The 19,219-nt window shown below is 46.8% G+C and carries 17 protein-coding genes; 5 read left to right on the top strand and 12 right to left on the bottom strand.

Translation table 11 applies throughout. The annotated features are described in order from the left end of the window. Positions 1-16: 16 nt before the first annotated feature. The 4 genes from AC08OG_RS14705 to pilG are packed head-to-tail and all read right to left on the bottom strand — an operon-like array spanning position 17 to position 2,634. On the bottom strand, positions 17-1,279 hold the full coding sequence (locus AC08OG_RS14705; protein WP_482929810.1) for a methyl-accepting chemotaxis protein: 1,263 nt from the start codon (positions 1,277-1,279) through the stop codon (positions 17-19). Between the two features lie 24 nt (positions 1,280-1,303). Further along, entirely contained in the window at positions 1,304-1,852 is a 549-nt protein-coding gene (locus tag AC08OG_RS14700) for a chemotaxis protein CheW (RefSeq protein ID WP_292358208.1), read from the bottom strand. Next, entirely contained in the window at positions 1,849-2,220 is a 372-nt protein-coding gene (gene pilH, locus AC08OG_RS14695; RefSeq protein ID WP_292358206.1) for a twitching motility response regulator PilH, read from the bottom strand. The genes AC08OG_RS14700 and pilH overlap by 4 nt, the downstream gene beginning before the upstream one ends. Before the next feature lie 6 nt (positions 2,221-2,226). Further along, positions 2,227-2,634, bottom strand: coding sequence for a twitching motility response regulator PilG (pilG, locus tag AC08OG_RS14690; protein ID WP_292358204.1), 408 nt, complete (start codon positions 2,632-2,634; stop codon positions 2,227-2,229). A 278-nt stretch (positions 2,635-2,912) separates the two neighbouring features. Here pilG and gshA point away from each other — a divergent pair, with 278 nt between their 5' ends. Further along, on the top strand, positions 2,913-4,187 hold the full coding sequence (gshA, locus tag AC08OG_RS14685) for a glutamate--cysteine ligase (protein WP_292358202.1): 1,275 nt from the start codon (positions 2,913-2,915) through the stop codon (positions 4,185-4,187). Between the two features lie 25 nt (positions 4,188-4,212). On the opposite strand, the gene AC08OG_RS14680 is transcribed toward gshA, so the two are convergent. From AC08OG_RS14680 to AC08OG_RS14670, 3 genes are all read right to left on the bottom strand, one after another. Next, positions 4,213-5,355, bottom strand: coding sequence for an FIST signal transduction protein (locus tag AC08OG_RS14680; RefSeq protein ID WP_292402935.1), 1,143 nt, complete (start codon positions 5,353-5,355; stop codon positions 4,213-4,215). Positions 5,356-5,561: 206 nt separating this feature from the next. Next, positions 5,562-7,004, bottom strand: a complete 1,443-nt coding sequence (gatB, locus tag AC08OG_RS14675; protein WP_292402938.1) for an Asp-tRNA(Asn)/Glu-tRNA(Gln) amidotransferase subunit GatB — start codon at positions 7,002-7,004, stop codon at positions 5,562-5,564. 46 nt (positions 7,005-7,050) lie between these two features. Next, positions 7,051-7,707 (bottom strand): histidinol-phosphatase, encoded by a 657-nt coding sequence (locus tag AC08OG_RS14670; protein WP_292358197.1) that lies wholly within the window; start codon positions 7,705-7,707, stop codon positions 7,051-7,053. Between the two features lie 148 nt (positions 7,708-7,855). Here AC08OG_RS14670 and AC08OG_RS14665 point away from each other — a divergent pair, with 148 nt between their 5' ends. After that, positions 7,856-8,359 carry an RNA pyrophosphohydrolase gene (locus AC08OG_RS14665; protein WP_292358195.1) on the top strand — a complete coding sequence of 168 codons (504 nt, stop codon included), beginning with the start codon at positions 7,856-7,858 and terminating at the stop codon, positions 8,357-8,359. 8 nt (positions 8,360-8,367) lie between these two features. Here AC08OG_RS14665 and argA read toward each other — a convergent pair whose 3' ends face one another. Continuing rightward, positions 8,368-9,663 carry an amino-acid N-acetyltransferase gene (gene argA / locus AC08OG_RS14660; RefSeq protein ID WP_292358193.1) on the bottom strand — a complete coding sequence of 432 codons (1,296 nt, stop codon included), beginning with the start codon at positions 9,661-9,663 and terminating at the stop codon, positions 8,368-8,370. 122 nt (positions 9,664-9,785) lie between these two features. On the opposite strand from argA, the gene ilvD reads away from it, so the two are divergent. Further along, a complete protein-coding gene (gene ilvD / locus AC08OG_RS14655; protein WP_292402941.1) occupies positions 9,786-11,639 on the top strand; it encodes a dihydroxy-acid dehydratase in 1,854 nt (617 codons plus the stop codon). A 306-nt stretch (positions 11,640-11,945) separates the two neighbouring features. On the opposite strand, the gene AC08OG_RS14650 is transcribed toward ilvD, so the two are convergent. Genes AC08OG_RS14650 through AC08OG_RS14635 form a run of 4 tightly spaced genes read right to left on the bottom strand, consistent with a single transcriptional unit; the run spans position 11,946 to position 16,490 of the window. Continuing rightward, on the bottom strand, positions 11,946-13,730 hold the full coding sequence (locus AC08OG_RS14650) for an ABC transporter ATP-binding protein (RefSeq protein WP_482929809.1): 1,785 nt from the start codon (positions 13,728-13,730) through the stop codon (positions 11,946-11,948). Positions 13,731-13,790: 60 nt separating this feature from the next. Next, positions 13,791-14,552, bottom strand: a complete 762-nt coding sequence (locus AC08OG_RS14645) for a heme ABC transporter ATP-binding protein (protein ID WP_292358187.1) — start codon at positions 14,550-14,552, stop codon at positions 13,791-13,793. Positions 14,553-14,559: 7 nt separating this feature from the next. Beyond that, on the bottom strand, positions 14,560-15,621 hold the full coding sequence (locus AC08OG_RS14640; protein WP_292358185.1) for a FecCD family ABC transporter permease: 1,062 nt from the start codon (positions 15,619-15,621) through the stop codon (positions 14,560-14,562). Next, a complete protein-coding gene (locus AC08OG_RS14635) occupies positions 15,618-16,490 on the bottom strand; it encodes a heme/hemin ABC transporter substrate-binding protein (protein ID WP_292358183.1) in 873 nt (290 codons plus the stop codon). Before AC08OG_RS14635 ends, AC08OG_RS14640 begins: the two co-directional genes overlap by 4 nt. 244 nt (positions 16,491-16,734) lie before the next feature. On the opposite strand from AC08OG_RS14635, the gene AC08OG_RS14630 reads away from it, so the two are divergent. Both AC08OG_RS14630 and hutX read left to right on the top strand, forming a co-directional pair. After that, positions 16,735-18,759 (top strand): TonB-dependent hemoglobin/transferrin/lactoferrin family receptor, encoded by a 2,025-nt coding sequence (locus AC08OG_RS14630; RefSeq protein ID WP_482929808.1) that lies wholly within the window; start codon positions 16,735-16,737, stop codon positions 18,757-18,759. Positions 18,760-18,773: 14 nt separating this feature from the next. After that, complete coding sequence (hutX, locus tag AC08OG_RS14625) at positions 18,774-19,193, top strand: heme utilization cystosolic carrier protein HutX (protein WP_292402956.1); 420 nt, start codon at positions 18,774-18,776, stop codon at positions 19,191-19,193. Positions 19,194-19,219: the final 26 nt, after the last annotated feature.

Raw genomic sequence — 19,219 nt, 5'->3', positions numbered from 1 at the left:
ACCAGCTCAGGCTGCATCAGGGTAATTTGAAACCAGAGACTGACTTACGCAGTTCATTTGTCAGTTCAAGCAGTCTGCCGATCGCCGCCGCACTCTCATTGGTACCGGTTGACGTCTGCATGGTGATTTCCTGAATCACACTCATATTTTCTGAAGTCCCAATCGCTGCTGTAGCCTGTTGTTTTGCATTGCTGGAAATATTGTTAATCAGTTCGGCTAATTGCTGAGAAACGGTTTCAATTTGTTCCAGCGAGGCACCGGCATCCTGCGACAGGCGTGCTCCGGAAACCACTTCAGCGGTACTTTGTTCCATGGAACTGATGGCTTCACTGGTGTCACTTTGAATGGTACGTACCAGCGCATCAATCTGGCGAGTGGCACTGCCTGAACGTTCCGCCAGTCGCTGAACCTCATCGGCAACTACCGCAAAACCACGACCGGCTTCACCGGCCATAGCGGCTTGAATCGCCGCATTCAAGGACAGAATATTGGTTTGTTCTGCGATGTCATTGATTAGTTCAACGATTTCACCGATTTGCTGCGAACTTTCTCCCAGACGTTTCATCCGCTTGGATGTTTCCTGAATCTGTTCGCGAATGGTGTCCATTCCATGAATAGCCTTTTTCACCGCACCATTACCTTGTACGGCAAGACTTACCGATTGTTTCGCAACTTCAGAAGACTGTGTGGCGTTTTCAGACACCAGTTCGATAGAAGCTGCCATTTGGGTAATGGCCGAGCTGACTTCGGAAATCTGTTGCGCCTGATGTTCACTGGCATCGGTAAGATGTAAGGCCGTAGCCTGGGTTTCCTGTGCTGCAGAAGCAACCTGTAAGGTAGTTGAGTTGATTTGGGCTACCAGGCTGCGTAATGCATCGATAGTGTAGTTCACGGAATCGGCTATCGCACCGGTAATGTCTTCCGTGACGGTCGCGGTGACGGTCAGATCACCATCGGCCAGATCGCCCATTTCATCCAGCAGGCGCAAAATCGCATCCTGGTTATGGCGGTTCTGTAACTCCATTTCATCCATGGATTGTTTGATTTTACGCAATGGTTGATACGCCACCATCAACGCGAATATCACCGCCAAAATGACGCTAAGACCACTGACTGCAGCTGTTACCAGTGGATCGGGATAAACCAGAACATATTGTCCGGACACCATTAACCAGATACCGGCGAGCGTCAAGCCACTGAAAAGAATTATCAAGATAAGGTAAAACAGATTTTTGCCGCTAAGCAGCGAAGAAAAAAACAGTTTACTGGTGGCATTCATAGGGCATGTCCTGAAATAAAATCGTTAAGCGGCTGCATTCAAAAATTTTGGGTCTTCAGCCAGTTTAAGCAGGCTGAATACGTGCCAATAGGTTTCTTGCTGGTAAAGTCGACCCTGCAGATACGGTTTAAGATGTAAGTGCTGTCTTGCATCTGCCGGTTCAGGTTGGCGTTGGAAATGTTTTAGACCGAAAACCTCATCCACTATCAATCCAGTGAAAAACTCAGGATGGTTCAAAACAATAACGCGTTTGCGTTTATCCGGTGGGCTAGAGCTACCATGCAAAAACAGGTTCAAATCGATTAGCGGTAAAAGATCGCCACGCAGGCTGGTTATGCCAACGACCCAGGGCTGTGATTTAGGAACAGGGGTAATCTGTAGTGGTAGCGGGAAAACTTCTCGGGACTGGCTGAGGGGAATAAGCAGATGTAAATTTTCCAGACGGAAGCCGATAGCTGTCCAGGCGCCCTCCATATTATCCTGCTGCGATAAGCCCGCCATACGCTGTTGACTGCGTCGCTCAATATCCTTAAGGGTGGCAATGATATCTGCCGGGTTGTCCATCGTGGTCATGCTGAGATTTCCACTAATTCGTTAATCTGTACTATCAGGTCATTCTCGGCGACGGGTTTTCCAAGATAGCCCCGGGCGCCTTGTCGCATGCCCCACATACGATCAGTTTCCTGATGTTTGGAGGACACAATAACAATTGGAATATGCGATGTGGCGGCGTCTTTCGTTAATCTGCGAGTCGCCTGGAAACCATTTAAACCGGGCATAACCACATCCATCAAAATTAATTGAGGCATTTGAGATTGCGCCATTGCAACTGCCTGCTCACCATCTGTGGCCACAATCACTTCATGACCATTTTTTTCCAACATTTTCTGTAACACATACACTTCAGTTGGCGAGTCATCGGCTATTAAGATTAAAGCCATATAAACCTAAGCGTCCTTGTTTTTGTCGAACAAATGCGTCCGTATCGCATCCAGTAAATCATCGCGGGTAAAAGGTTTTGTCAGATACTGTTCTGCGCCAACAACCCGCCCCTTTGCGCGGTCAAACAATCCATCCTTGCTGGATAGCATTACCACCGGAATATCGCGGTATTTAGGATTGTTTTTCACTAAGGCACAGGTTTGATAGCCATCCAGACGCGGCATCATGATATCGATAAAGATGATATCGGGATGCTGCCCACTGATTATAGGCAACGCCTCAAAACCATTGTCCGCGGTAAGAACCTCACAACCTGCTTTCTGCAGCAGGGATTCGGCACTGCGGCGAATCGTTTTGCTGTCATCGATGACCATCACCTTAAGGCCTGAAAATTCTGATAAAGTCTCACTCACGGTCATTTGTACCTACAGCCTGAAACATTCGATTAAAATCAGCCTTGAAGATAACCCATTTTTGATCGTCAGGCTAGTGACTACTTTCGATGTTAAGGTCTGTTATTCCCTCATTTATAAACGCATGGCAGAGTATGTATGACTTGAAATATCCGATCTGTGTCCCATATCACAGTAACTAGGCTCTGTTAATCTTTCATTGACACCACTGTCGGCGATGAGAGATAAACAGACTCTAACCCCGTCATCCTCATTTTTATTGATTCAGAGAGTTCATCATGACATCAGCCGTACCGCACCTTACTACTGCCCTGAACGGGCCTTTACTGGAACTGGAAGCGCATTTACTGGAGCGGCAGGCCGATGTCGAGTGCTGGTTGCGAGAGCAATGGCTAAAAACGCCGGCGCCTTTTTATGCTTCGGTAGATTTGCGAAACTCCGGTTTTAAACTGGCGCCCGTTGATACCAATTTATTTCCTGCAGGCTTTAATAACCTGAATCCTTCTTTTATGCCGCTATGTGTGCAGGCTGCACAGGCAGCTGTTGAAAGACTTTGTCCCAAAGCCCGGCGGGTATTGATTATTGCGGAAAACCACACACGAAATCTTTTTTATCTTGAAAGTGTAGAAACCTTAAGGGATATTTTCGAAAAAGCCGGTCTGGAAGCACGTATTGCCAGTTTGCGCGATGATATTAAGGAACCGATAACGGTTGAGCTTCCTTCGGGCAAAATCTGTGAAATTTCACCATTAGAGCGTCAGGGTAATCGAGTTGCCATTGGCGATTTCTCTCCCTGTCTGGTGTTAATGAATAATGATATGTCAGGCGGGCAACCAGCGATTCTGGAAAATCTGGAACAGGAGCTGGCACCACCATTGAAAGCCGGCTGGTCAACCCGTAAAAAGTCAGATCATTTTACCCACTATGCGATGGTGGCCCATGCATTTGCTGAACAGATTGGCATTGATCCATGGCTGGTTTCACCACTGAGTCTGCAATGTGGTGAAGTCAATTTCATGGAACGTAATGGCATGGAATGTCTGGCACGTAACGTCAATACACTGCTAACCGCTATACAGAACAAATACGATCAATACGGCATAGACAGAGAGCCGTTTGTGGTTCTTAAGGCCGATTCAGGTACCTATGGAATGGGCATTATGATGGTGAAAAGTGCAGACGAATTATTGAACCTGAACCGTAAACAGCGTACCAAGATGTCCTCAGCCAAAGAGGGGCTGGTGGTGGATAACGTGTTGATTCAGGAAGGAGTCTATACTTTCGAAACGCTGGGAGAGGATGAAGCGGTTGCTGAGCCGGTAATTTATATGATGGATCACTTTGTTATCGGCGGATTTTATCGTGTGCACACCGGGCGAGGCGTGGATGAGAACCTCAATGCTCCAGGTATGCATTTCGAACCGTTGGCGTTTGCCCAATCCTGTATTACACCGGATAAATTTGATAAACCTGATGCAGAACCTAATCGCTTTTATGCTTACGGTGTGATTGCCCGGCTGGCCCTGCTCGCCGCTGCAAGAGAACTGGCATAGGCGTTATGCCAATGCCAGTTTAGTCTCAGGAGTTATGTTCGCTTAAATAGGCGATAGTCATAGTCTGGTTATGCAACAGGCTGTGACTATCATCTTCTCCGGAGCAGATTTCGCCATTAGAGTAAAAACCGGTAATGCCAGTTTGCATCCCCAGCAGACGCTGCACCGCATAGACTTCATCTGAAACCTGATCTTCCATCACCAATTTGCGTCCAACACAACTGACACAGATGGCTAATGCCTTATCGTTAATATCCACTTTCTTCAATAAAATCTGTCTCGCGGCCTCACTGGCACCAGCAACCAGTTGATCGTGATCAGATTTGAGAAAACGGACGGTTGAGCCTTCAGCAATGTTGCCGGCAAAAGTCATGCTGTTCTCTTTTTCGTTAATCGACAGCAATGTTCGAATCACATTGACGTTTTTATCATCCATGATGGCAAACGGAAAATTCAGACCCGAAGAGGGCAATTCGCTGGCGTAGTAGCCGATATACATTTTGTAAAGTGGCAAGGCGGGTTTATTGTCCATTTCATAAACCACATTTTTGATGGCTTTGGTAATGCGTCGAGGTGGCCCATAAGGTTTCCAGCCTCCCAGTGCTCCACTGGTTACAATGGCATCTTTACCGTATATGCCGACGGCAATCACAATGCGATCCTTGATTTGATCATTATTCAGTAAAAGGGTCTTGGTAAATTTGGCATCGTCGCCAGCCAGTCCGCCGGTAATCGGGGTATTAGGGAGTACTTCCTGCAGACCTTCCACCAGTTCCGAGCCGTTTACGTTCAGACCGTCACTGAGGACAAACACGCCTTTCAAATCTGGCGCGACTAATTCGTTGGCTATCTGCGCACCTAATGCATGTGATTGCTCCATGCTGTTCACCGGTTTACAGATAAAGCGTAGCTCGCTTTTCTGCCATTGCATGGCTGTGATGTGCACGCTGTCATCGAACACGCCGTCACCGGTAATTTCACCGGAGGTGGTGCAGCCGATAATCTGCGCTTTGGGATAGCGTTTCTGTAATTGACTGGCGAAGTTACGTTCGCTAAAACGGTTAACCGAGCCGAAGACCAGGACCCAGTTTGCATCACTCAACGCCGATGTTGAGGAGAGTTTGTTCAAACCGGTTTTGGTAGGTAAATGTTCCTGTACAAACTTCATTTTAGTAGGCCCAACATCCTGAATTTTAAATGAATCATTAGCATCCTTGTTATGCGTGTTCAAAAAACATCAGCCGATACTACATCAGATTGTCGAATACTGGGAGTAGCTTAATCCAAAATGTGAACTGATTTGCACAAATCTGGCACATAAAAAGCCCTGAGCACCTATCCTGCGTCAGGGCTTTCGAGTTCATTGTAAAAAGCTTAACCAGCCAATTTTTGTTTGAGGATCTCGTTGACCTGAGCGGGATTGGCTTTGCCTTTTGAGGCTTTCATCACCTGTCCTACAAAAAAGCCGAATAACTGCTCTTTACCGTCACGATATTGCTGTAACTGTTCCGGATTAGCAGCAATCACTTCATCAATCATCGCTTCGATGGCACCAATATCGGTGACCTGCTTCAGACCTTTGGATTCGATGACCGCATCGGCGTCAGCGCCTTCCCCATTCCAGATGGCTTCAAATACTTGTTTGGCAATTTTGCCAGAGATGGTGTTGTCCTGAATACGTAATAAAACGCTGCCAAGCTGTTCAGCAGATACTGGAGATTCGGTGACTTCCAGACCAGCTTTATTCAGCGCGCCGGACAGAGTACCGGTTACCCAGTTGGCGCATTGTTTAGGATCTTTATTTCCTGTCGCCGCCAGCACCGCTTCAAAATAATCGGCCAGTTCACGACTGCTGGTCAGCACGCTGGCGTCATATTTGGATAAGCCCATTTCACTGATCAGACGATCACGTTTTTCATTTGGCAATTCGGGCAACGTAGCACGGACCTGTTCCAGCAGTCCTTCATCAAGTACCACAGGTAATAAGTCCGGATCTGGGAAGTAACGGTAGTCGTTAGCTTCTTCTTTGCTGCGCATGGAGCGGGTTTCATTTTTATCGGCGTCATACAGACGGGTTTCCTGAACGACTGTACCACCAGATTCGATCACATCAATCTGCCGCTCAATTTCGATATTGATAGCGCGCTCAACATTGCGGAATGAATTAATGTTTTTCAGTTCAGCGCGGGTGCCGAATTTTTCCTGACCTTTGGGGCGAATGGATACGTTGGCATCACAACGGAAAGAACCTTCCTGCATATTGCCGTCACAGATTTCCAGATAACGCACCAGAGAATGAATTTTTCTCATATAGGCCACAGCTTCTTTAGCGCTGCGCATATCCGGCTCGGAAACAATTTCCAGTAATGGTGTACCAGCACGATTCAAATCGATACCGGTCTGACCATGAAAATCCTCGTGCAGGGACTTACCGGCATCTTCTTCAAGGTGGGCGCGGGTAATGCCGACAATTTTCTCGCTGCCGTCTTCCATTTCAATGCTGATTTGACCTTTGCCAACGATTGGCAATTCAAACTGGCTGATTTGGTAGCCTTTAGGTAAATCAGGATAAAAATAGTTTTTGCGGGCAAAAACTGAGCGGTCAGCAATTTCAGCATCAACGGCAAGGCCGAATTTAACGGCCATGCGCACTGCTTCTTTGTTTAATACCGGCAATACACCCGGTAAACCCAGATCAACGGCACACGCCTGAGTGTTTGGCGCCGCGCCGTAAGCAGTCGCTGCTCCGGAGAAAATTTTTGATTTGGTTGCAAGCTGGGCGTGGATCTCTAACCCGATAACAACTTCCCATTCCATAATTGACGGCCTGAATTTAAGTGATTAAAACCCCGAATTGTAGCAATTATTCACGCAGACTGAGGATTTTCCAGTCACGTTGTCGCGCAACTTCGGCCAGTTTGTCGTCAGGATCCACGGCGATTGGTGTATCGACCTGCTCCAGCAACGGCAGATCATTATGCGAATCGCTATAAAAATAACTTCCTGCAAGATCCTGCTGATGTTCATCCAACCAATGTTGCAGACGTTCTACCTTACCGTGCTGGAATGACGGTACGCCGAAAACTTTTCCGGTATAGCGTCCATCCAGCATTTCAGGATCAGTCGCAATCAGATTGTCGATTTTCAATAGTTCTGCAATAGGTGTCGTTAAAAAACTATTGGTTGCGGTGATGATTAACAACGTATCGCCTTGCTGGCGGTGTTGTTCAATCAACTCAAGGCCTTTTGGCAGAATAATCGGCAGGATTTTCTGTTGCAGATAATCTGCACGCCATGCCAACAGATCTTTCATGCTGTTTTTAGCCAGAGGCTCAAACACAAATTGCAGGAAAGCATTTATATCGAGTTGCCCCGACTGATAGTCGTTATAAAAGGCTAGATTGGTGTCGTGATAACTCTGCGGATCCACTATGGCATTTTCCGCCAAATAGCGCCCCCACAAATAATCACTGTCACCGCCGAGTAAGGTATTGTCTAAATCAAATATTGCTAAAGCCATTGTAACTGGTCATGTCCCGATAAAATGAGCGCCTATTGTAAGACAAAATGCGTTGCATCCTCATGTCTCATTCACTAATCTAAACCTATTAAATAAATTATTGTGCCGGCGGCCATTGCTTACCGTTGCCCCGGTGAGAGATTGAACCGTGATAGACAAAGATGGCTTCAGAGCCAATGTGGGGATAATCCTCTGCAATGATCTCAACCAGGTGTTGTGGGCGCAACGTGCTCAGCATGACTCATGGCAGTTTCCCCAGGGCGGCATAAAAATCAACGAGACACCGGAACAGGCTGCTTTCCGTGAACTTACGGAAGAGATTGGTCTGGGCCGTGAGCATGTTGAGTTGATTGCAACCACGCGGGGCTGGCTGCGTTATCGGCTACCGAAGCGTTATCTGCGCTACGGTAACAAGCCTTTATGTATCGGACAGAAGCAACGCTGGTTTCTGATGCGCTTTACCGGTGATGAAACCGATGTGCGGCTGGATCTGCATGAAAAACCAGAGTTTGATGACTGGCGCTGGGTAGATTACTGGACTCCGGTTGAGGAAATTGTGTTTTTTAAACGCCGAGTATATGAAAAAGCCCTGCATGAATTCGCGCCGCTGTTATTTCCAGAGTATCGCAAACGCGCCGGCAACCGCGATTGATCATCTGGCTAAACCAGTTGTTTACGAAAGACACTGGAATTCCGCTGATAGTTATACAGAGCCTGTTTTTGCATCGGTAAATCACTGATTGCAGACGGCTGAAAGCCATGCTCGATAAACCAGTGTGCTGTTTGTGTGGTGAGTACATACAACGTGTCCCAACCGGCGGCTTTGGCTTGTTTTTCCAGAATATTTAATAACTGTTTGCCGCGACCCTGATGGCGGTAATCAGATGATATTGCCATACAGGCCAGTTCAGCCGCATTGTTTTCCGGGTAGGGGTATAACGCCGCACAGGCAACGACAGTGCCGTCGCGCTCCATCACGGTGAAATGGTCAATTTCCCGTTCCAGCAATTCCCGTGAGCGTTTGACTAATACACCGCTTTGTTCAAGCGGTTGCATAAGTTCCAGAATACCGCCAACGTCATCAATATTTGCCTGACGGGTCGTTTCAAAAGACGTCGCACTGATCAATGTGCCAACCCCGTCCCGGCTGAACAATTCCTGCAACAAAGCCCCATCAACAGAACGATCCAGTAAATGGACCCTGCTAACACCAGCTTTACAGGCGGTAACGGCAGCATTAAGCGAAGGATGCTCATAATCCCTGGCTTGTTGGATGGTTATTTCGCGCGGTAAATTTTCATTACTCTGACCAATAAAAATAAGTTTGTCAGCCTGTAACCGGGTAGCCACTGCGGTTGCGATTGATTCCGCTGATAAGTTAAAGATCTCACCGGTTAATGAATATCCCAAAGGCGGTAGCAATACCAGATTGCCACTGGTCAATTGCTGTTGAATACCTTCGGCATCAATTCTTCTGACTTCACCGGTATGTCCCAGATCAATCCCATCAATAATGCCAGCAGGTCTCGCGGTAACCAGATTTCCACTGACACAGCGAATCCGTGAATCAGCCATTGGGGTATGTGGCAGACCAAAAGAAAGTTTTGATTCAATGGCAATACGCAAGTCACCCACTACGGCCCGGGCAATTTGCAAGCTGGCATCATCAGTAATTCTTAAGCCTTGATGATATTTCACTGCTACACCAAGCTTTTCACATTTCGCTTCAATTTGTGGCCGGGCACCGAATACCAAAACCAGTCGGATATCCAGACTATTGAGAATGGCCAGATCATGAATCAGATGATCAAAATTATCGGCTGCGACCGTTTCGCCATCAAAAGCGATAACAAAAGTCGCGCCACTGTGGGCATGAATATAGGGCGCAGCCGCTCTGAACCACGAGGTTGTGGTCGCGAAATGGGCGTCAGCAGGTTGTTGTGATGATGAATTCATAGTGTCTTTTTATCGTAGTCTCACCACGCTTGCCAAGTTGCGTGTAAAATCTCGTGGTTAAACTGATGTAGTTCCGCTGTGGCAGAGCGTCCGTCAGTCTCAATTTCAGTTGGAGAGTATTAATGCCTGAATATCGTTCAAAAACTTCTACTGCTGGCCGTAATATGGCGGGCGCCCGTGCTTTATGGCGAGCTACGGGCATGAAGGATGATGATTTCAGCAAGCCTATTATAGCGATTGCGAACTCATTCACACAGTTTGTTCCGGGTCATGTGCATCTGAAAGATCTGGGGCAGTTAGTCGCGCGTGAAATCGAACGGGTCGGCGGTGTTGCGAAAGAATTCAACACCATTGCGGTCGATGACGGTATCGCCATGGGGCATAGTGGCATGCTTTACAGTCTGCCCTCGCGTGAAATAATCGCCGACTCTGTTGAATATATGGTTAACGCGCATTGTGCTGATGCGCTGGTGTGTATCTCCAACTGCGACAAGATTACTCCCGGCATGCTGATGGCAGCATTACGCTTGAACATTCCGGTAGTGTTTGTTTCCGGTGGCCCGATGGAAGCCGGTAAAACCAAATTGGCCGGGCAGGATGTCAAGCTTGATCTGGTCGATGCCATGGTGCAGGCGGCAGATGACAATGTCAGTGATGAAGATGTTGCTCAGGTAGAACGCAGTGCATGTCCAACCTGTGGTTCGTGCTCGGGTATGTTTACAGCCAACTCAATGAACTGTTTGACAGAAGCGCTTGGTTTGTCATTGCCGGGAAACGGTTCCTTACTGGCGACACATGCGGATCGCCGCGAACTGTTTCTGGAAGCAGGTCGTCGTATCGTCGATCTGGCAAAACGTTATTACGAAAATGATGAAGAAGATGTCTTACCCCGGGCGATTGCCAGCAAAGCGGCATTCGAAAATGCGATTGCTTTAGATATCGCGATGGGCGGATCAACCAACACCGTTCTACATTTACTGGCTGCTGCGCATGAGGGTGAAGTGGATTTCACCATGGCGGATATCGATCGGATGTCCCGCAAGATCCCGAATCTTTGCAAGGTAGCCCCGGCTACCAATAAATATCATATGGAAGACGTGCATCGTGCCGGTGGTGTTATTGGCATTTTGTCTGAACTGGCTGCTGGTGGATTGTTACATACCGAAGTACCAACAGTGCACAGCAAAACGATGGCCGAAGGGCTGGCTTTGTGGGATGTAGCACGCAGTGATCACCAGCCTGCGCAATTACGTTATCTGGCCGGTCCTGCCGGAATACCAACGCAGACCGCATTTAGTCAGGACTGCCGCTGGCCTTCTCTGGATCTGGATCGTGAAGAGGGCTGTATACGCGATGTTGAGCATGCCTACAGCAAAGACGGTGGCTTAGCAGTGTTGTTTGGCAATCTGGCCGAAGAGGGATGTATCGTCAAAACTGCTGGTGTGGATGAGTCGATACTGAAATTCTCTGGTCCGGCGCGTATTTTTGAATCGCAGGATCATGCAGTGACCGCCATTCTGACTGAACAGGTTCAGGCTGGTGATGTTGTGCTGATTCGCTATGAAGGGCCGAAAGGCGGACCGGGTATGCAGGAAATGCTTTACCCGACCAGCTATCTCAAATCCAAAGGACTTGGCAAACTCTGTGCATTGCTGACCGATGGCCGATTCTCCGGTGGTACCTCCGGTTTATCTATTGGCCATGCTTCCCCAGAAGCGGCAGAAGGTGGCAATATTGGTCTGGTCGAAGAGGGCGATATGATTCACATTGATATCCCTAATCGCAGCATCAATGTTGACTTAACCGATGCCCAGCTGGCGGAAAGACGTATCGCGATGGAACAACGTGGTGAGATGGCATGGAAACCGGTTAACCGTGAACGTAAAGTCAGCCTTGCATTGCAGGCCTATGCCGCTTTGACGACCTCTGCTGCCAAAGGCGCGGTACGTGATGTGGAGCAGTTGAAACGCCGCTGAGGATTTAAGATATTAACCACAGAGACACAGAGGGCACAGAGGTTTAAAAAATATATCCGCAGATTACGCAGATTAATTAGCCGTTTTTCTTAATGTTTATTATGTCTTTCAGAGATTAGACAACTGACAAGCAAATCCTTAAAGGGCCGGTTAGAAATAATATTTATGTATCAGCAAGCTAATAGCTTGCTGATACATATTAAGAATCGGCGAAAATCTGCGTAATCTGCGGATAAAATAACCACATACTCCCGAAAGCTTTCTCTGTGCCCTCTGTGCCTCTGTGGTTATTTTGTGGTTTTGATATCAAATCTGCTGGGCATAGAGTTTCTGATAAATGCCGTGTTCATGAATCAGGCTGTCGTGATCGCCATCGGCAATGATTTCACCACCATCAAACACCACAATACGATCGGCTTGCCGAACAGCACTTAAGCGATGAGCAATGATGATGGTGGTGCGGTTTTTCAGATAATCCGCCAAGGCGATATGCAGATGATGCTCGGTATTGCTGTCCAGCGCTGAAGTAGCCTCATCGAGCACCACCACACTGGGATTCATTAATGCCATTCTGGCGACGGCAAGGCGTTGGCGTTGGCCGCCGGAGAGCTTAACGCCGGAACGGCCAACCAGTGTATCCAGTCCTTTTGGCATGGCCTGAATGACATCCTCAATCTGCGCGGTTTTTATCGCCTGCCAGATTGCTGCATCGGGATAATCACGTCCCAGTGTAATGTTTTCCCGCACCGAGTCATTAAACAATGCAGGATGTTGTAATACGGTTGCGACATGCTCGCGGACCCCTTCCAGCCCTATCTCGCTGACCGGCACATCATTGAAATACACCATGCCTTTATCGGCCGGATACAAGCCTAATAACACATTGACCAGCGTGGATTTACCGGCACCACTGGCGCCCACCAGAGCCACTTTTTCACCGGCTTTGATTTCCAGCGAAACACCGCTGAGTACCGGATTATTTTCGTCATAACTGAAATGCAGATTTTCAATGCGGATACTGCTGGCCTGGCCTTCGATAAACGGATTGGTTTTGGCCGGATAAACAACTTCCTGTTTTAACGAAAACAATTTGTTTAGACGAGAAACCGCGGCACCCGCAGCATAAAAGGCATATTGGATATTCAACACTTCCTGTACCGGTCCCATCATGAACCACAGATAGCCAAACACGGCAAACATCTGACCGATACTCAAATCGGAAAACACCACCATCCACATGCTTACCGCGCGAAATATATCAAACCCAAACAGGAATATGACAAAAGAAATACGATTGGCGGCATCGCTTTTCCAAGCATAGTCAGTGGCATGGGTGCGGACTCCGCGAGCCCGATCGATAACTCGCAGAAAATAATGTTTTTCTCGGTTGGCGGCACGGATCTGCTGAATGGCATCTAGCGTTTCAGTCAGGCTCTGCTGAAAAACCTCAACCGCCGTATTTTCATTTTTTTTCAGATTTTTGACGTGTTTCCCCACACGCATGGTGAAATAAATCACCAGGGGATTCATAAACAGAATCAATAAAGCCAGTTGCCAGTGCAGAAACAGCAGGATCACGGCGGTCCCGATAATACTCAGCACTGCAACGATAAACCGGCTTATGGTATTGCCAATAAAATTATCAATCACCTCAATATCGGTGACAAAATGCGAGGATATGCCACCACTGCCACGGGTTTCATATTCACTGATGGCGATTTTTCCCAGCCGTTTGATCAGTTGACGGCGAATTCGAAAGGTAATGCGTTTGGCAATGATGGTGAAATAGCGTGACTGCAATACATTTAAAACCAATGAGGCCAAACGTAATACCAGCGTAAGAATTAACATGGCGCTGATAAAGAGAATTGGACCGTGCAAGTGCTCGGGCGTAAACGAAGAGATAAACGCCACGGCGGTACCGGGTTGGTCCAGTAAGACTTCATCCACCATGATCGGTAACAATAAGGGCACAGGAACTGCACAGAGAGTGGCAAACAGCGCGATCAGGTTGGCTTTAATCAGATGCTTTTTATAACTCAACGCCTGTTTGAGTATGCCTTTAAGCTGATAGCTGGTTTCTGTGCTCATGGATGTTAGTCAATTCAGTTAGGGTCTATAGGCAGCAATTTAACGGTGACTTTACCCTCCTCAGACCAGTATCTGCTGGCCCTGGCTGTTAAAAAACAGCTCCGGTTGATAACCCCATATTTTCATTACTGTTTCAGGTTGAAGCACCTGCAGTGGTGAGCCCTGGGCGACGAGTTCCCCCTGTTTTAAAAGCCACACTTTGTCAGCATAACGACTTGCTTGGTTCACATCATGCAAAATACTGATCACCGCAAAACCATTTTCCTGACAAAGCGATTTTACCAAATTCAATAACTGATGTTGCTGTCCAAGATCCTGCGCTGATGTTGGTTCATCCAGTAATAACAATGGAGCCCGTTCTGCCTGCGACAGTTGTAATAATACTCTGGCCAATTGTACCCGTTGTCGTTCCCCGCCTGATAAGCTTGTATAAAGCCTGTCAGCAAATTGCCAGGTATCCGTTGCCTGCATCCACTTTTGAACTGCATAATTAATCTCACGGAGACTCAGGCTAAGGGGAGTGGAACCTATCGCAACGACCTCCTGCGCTTTAAATGGAAAAGATAACTGGCTGGCTTGAGGCAATACACCCAGGTGTTTGGCCAGTAATTCTCTGTTCCAGTGTTCTAAAGAGTTGCCATGCAGATATATCTGGCCTTGACTGGCGGGCCATTCACCACAGATGGCTTTGATTAAACTGGATTTACCAGCTCCATTAGGACCTAACACCGCAATGAACTCGCCAGAAACCAAACTGGCTATTGGCAAATTCAGAATTTGGCGGTGTTCCTGTTGAATAAGCAGATTTTCGATAGTGAGCATAGGCGGGTTATAACGTACTGAGTCGTTTACGTTGCTGGATTAGCAAAAAAGCAAAGAAAGGCGCACCGATTAATGCGGTCACCAAGCCTACCGGTAATTCGGCAGGAGCCAGCAATACTCTGGCACCAATATCTGCCATCAGTAACAATACTGCTCCGGTCAGTGCGGATAATGGCAGTAATAATCGATGATCCGGGCCCATGGTCATGCGAACCAGATGTGGTACCACCAGACTGATAAAACCGATAATGCCGGTGGCTGAGACAGCAATACCTACGCCGATGGCTGTGACCACGATCAATTGCAGCTTTAATTTCTCAACATGGATGCCCAGATGGCGGGCTTCGGCTTCACCTAGCAGAAAGGCATTTAATGCCGGTGCCTGGATTTGGTAAAACACCAATAGGCAGAGACAGGTCATTGCGGATAACCAGATAGATGTACTGTTTGCGCCGTTAAGCGTACCCATACCCCACAAGGTCAGCTCGCGTAAAGCCATATCATTGGCAATATAAGTCATAAAACCAATAATCGCCCCGCTAAAAGCCGCTATGGCAACGCCAGCTAGCAATAGAATCAATACCGAGGTACCACCATTCTGTGATTGTGCCAGCCGATAAACCAGTAAGGTGGTTATCAAACCGCCAAGAAATGCAGCGACCGGAGTCGTCAGATAGCTGAGCGAAGCCGGTAACAACACGATGGCAATGGCCGCGCCAAGTCCTGCCCCGGAAGAGACACCAATAATGCCGGGGTCAGCTAACGGATTACGGAATAGTCCCTGGGTGACGGCACCGCAGAGGGCTAATAAAGCACCAATAAATAGAGCGAGTAGTGTTCTTGGCCAGCGTAACTCCCAGATAATGGCCGTTTGAAAGGCATTTAATTGACTCAGTTCACTGCCGAGAAACTGATCTATTATGCTCAATAAGCTTTGTTTTGCAGGCAAGGTCATTGGACCCAGGATGATTGATAACAAAATACTTGCCAGCAATAACAAGCAAAACATTGGCCAGACACCACGTCGCCAACCCTGCGGTCGGGCTGGTAAATATTTGGCATAGCTCATCTTGCAGAAGGAAAAATTATTTCTGCCAGTTGGTTGGCTTGATTTACGGCGGTGATACTCAAGCCTGCAATCAATTTACTGGCATCTACACTTACTATGCGTTGGGCTTGTCCGGCTGCAGTATTTTTCAACAAAGGATAACGGGCCAGCAATTGTTCCTTTTCCGGAGCACCATTGATGCGTTTACCAACGATGATGACATCAGGGTTTATGGCCAGAATAGACTCCAGCGACACAGTCTGAAAACCATTAAAATTGCTGACATTCTCACCATGAAGCAATGTAATCAGTGCGTTACCAACGGTGTCCCGACCAGCCTGTGATAGACCACGATCATTCAGATCCAGTAAAAAAACCATGTTTAATGCTGAACCGTTCTGTTTGCTGACAATAGCGTTTTCCAGTTGTTGAATATCGTCAATGAGTGCCTGTCCGGTTGCCTCGCGATTAAGTGATTTTGCTAATCGATGAATATTACGACTCAATTCTGCCACGCTCTCCGGACTATCGAGCTGGATAAAGTTGATTTGTGCCTGCTGAATCGCATTTACTGTGGCGGCAGGTCCTGTATGGTCGCTGCCAACAATCAGATCCGGCTGTAGGGATAAGAGCGCTTCGGCCGATAACGTGCGGTGATATCCTAGTATTTGAATATTTTCTCCCTTAAGTAATGGCTCACTGGTGATATCGGTAGCAATAATTTTTGACCCAACCCCAAGGGCCAGCAAAATTTCTGTGGCATTACTATCGACACTGATGATTCTCTCAGCATGAATCGGCTCAGCGATGGCTATTTGAGTACTGAATAACACTAAAACGCCGTAAAATAGCTTTCTAATGGAGCGACGTGAAAATTCAGATTGATTCATACAAATCTCCAAAGGTGTATTCAATTCTTTATATCTGCTGATGATGGGGGAAACCATCATTGTCATTGCAGAAGTTTAACCAGAAATCATTAAATTGTTAAGTTAAATCTAAATAATAATCATTACTATTTACAGAAAGTATTTGTTGTGATAATTTTCTCGGCCATATGCCACTTGTTTTAACGTTGCATAAGCACACTTTTAATCAGGCGCTCTGTTAAAGCGCGTAGTTTCTGCTGAGGAAATGATGAACGCTGAACGTAAAATCTTATCCATCCTGATACAGTCCTTACTTTTACTTACTCCATTGATCTCGGTTGCCCAAACGCCTCTGGAAATGGAAGAAATCAAGATCACTGCAACACGTAATGCAGAGCCGTCAGGCACGCAGAGTCGAAATATCACTGTTATTGATAAAACCGAATTAGATGAACGGCAGGCGACGTCTGTGCCACAAACAGTTGCACATCTGCCGAATGTCACACTGAGCGGTGGACCTAGGGAAGATGTTCAGAATGTGAATATCCGTGGGTTAGGAGATAACCAGGTATTACAGCTGGTGGATGGGGTCAGACAAAACTTTATGTCAGGTCACCGACCAACCTATTTTTTGGATCCGGAATTAATTAAAAGCGTTGAAGTAGTTAAAGGTCCAAGCAGTGCATTATGGGGTTCAGGTGCTTTGGGCGGCGTAATTTCACAAAACACCATTCATGCAGCTGATTTACTGGGAGTAAGTGACTTTGGCGGATTTATCAAACAGGGTTATCACAGCAACAGTGATAAATGGTTGACCACCACGGCGTTGGCAGGACGGATGGATAGTGTCGACTGGCTGTTGTCCGGATTTTACCGTGATGGCAATGAAATAGAGCTGGGCAATGGCGAAAATCTGGAAGGATCTGCCTCTCGAGATAAAGGCGTAATGGCCAAAGTCGACTGGTTTATTGATGATGCACAAACAGCAACATTTAACCTGCGTAGTTCAGAGGTAAACGGAGAGGTTCCTTCTAATGGTGCTGCCGATTTGAGTTCATCAAATTTTATGATTCATCGTGAAAACCAAACTGATCATGCCTCGGTAGATTATCGTCTCAATCCCGATAGTGACTGGCTTAATGCCCAATTGATGCTGTACTGGAACAATACTGATATGCAGGAATACCGCTTATCGGATCGCCGTGCTGATAATACTGAGATTGAAACACTGGGGTTAAATCTGAATAACCGAACAGAGCTGAGTAATATCAGTTTTATTTATGGTGTTGATGGCTATCAGGATAAATTAAGCAGTAACCGTGGCGGACTGGATCGTCCCACTCCACCTGATGCCACAACAGAAGTATGGGGCGCGTTTACTGAAGTGCACATTCCTTTTGCTGAGGCATGGCGGTTGGAAATGGGCGGACGTTATGATGATTTCAGCACTAAGGCTAAAAATTTAAATAATGATCGTAGTGATAATGCACTTTCACCTTCAGTAGCTTTGGTATGGCAAACTACAGATCAGCTGAATCTGACACTTCGTTACGATGAAGCTTTCAGGGCGCCAACCGCTGAGGAGCTTTATACCACCGGAACACATTTTTGCATTACTTCAACTTCTTGTAATACCTTTATTCCAAATGCTGATCTGAAACCAGAAGAATCTCAAAATATCGAATTCATCGCTGACTTTAATACGCAGAATCTCTTTACTCCACAAGATCACTTTGGCATCAATGCGGCATTGTTTTATAACAATATTGATAATTTTATTGAGCAAACAGTTGATAGCCCTGTTTTTTCATCATTACCTTTTCCACCTTTTTTCAGTGTTGATGCCGGGAACACAACTTATAACAATGTTGATGAAGCTCGATTAAAAGGTTTTGAGCTAAAATTTAACTATGGTCTAAATGATTTTAATGCTGCATTGTCATACGGCCAGACCCGTGGTGAAGATAAACAGACTGGTGAGAAACTTAGCGGTATTCCAGCAGATAAATGGGTATTGGATCTGAGTCAGCGCTTTATCAATCGCAGCGTTAAAACGGGGCTGAAGGTCAGCCATATCGAGACTCAGAATCGAACTCCTTCAGAAGATAGTCGAGATTATGACCACTATACCCTGACCGATATTTATGCCACCTGGCAGCCAGCTGCCATATCTGATCTCAAGCTGGATATCAGTGTGAATAATCTGTTTGATCAATATTATCGTGTGGCGTTTCAGGAGCTTTATATGCCGGGACGTGATGTAAGATTGGCAGTACGCTATCAGTTCTAATGCGGAGTAGATTTATGCAACAGGAACAAGCAGCAACACCAGCCTCAATAATGCCGGGACAAAATGCGCAACAGTTATTGGAACAGATCAGTGATTGGGGCTCGATGACAACCATCATTATTCATGGTGGCAGTGTATTCGAATTTACCGGCGCCTTTCCAAAAGCAACCGTGGCAGAAGGTTTCTATAACCTTAAAGCTGACGGTAACGGTTTTCATGGCCATCTTAATCTGCAGAAAATTGAGCGAATCAGCTTTCAGGCCAAACCCCATCGAGGTCGTGAAAGTTATGCCTTTGTGTTTGAGGATGCAAACGATGAAGTCATCTTCAAAGTCTTTCTCGGTCGTGATGAACAGGGCGAATTGATCGCATCACAACGTGAAAAGTTTTTTCAGTTAATGCAGCAATATCAAGGGCCTGTTAATCTTTCTTAGCCACCACTGCTGGAGGCTATTTTTTG

This window comes from Methylophaga sp. F7, assembly GCF_056863975.1.
This window is presented reverse-complemented; position numbering and strand designations above follow the sequence as displayed.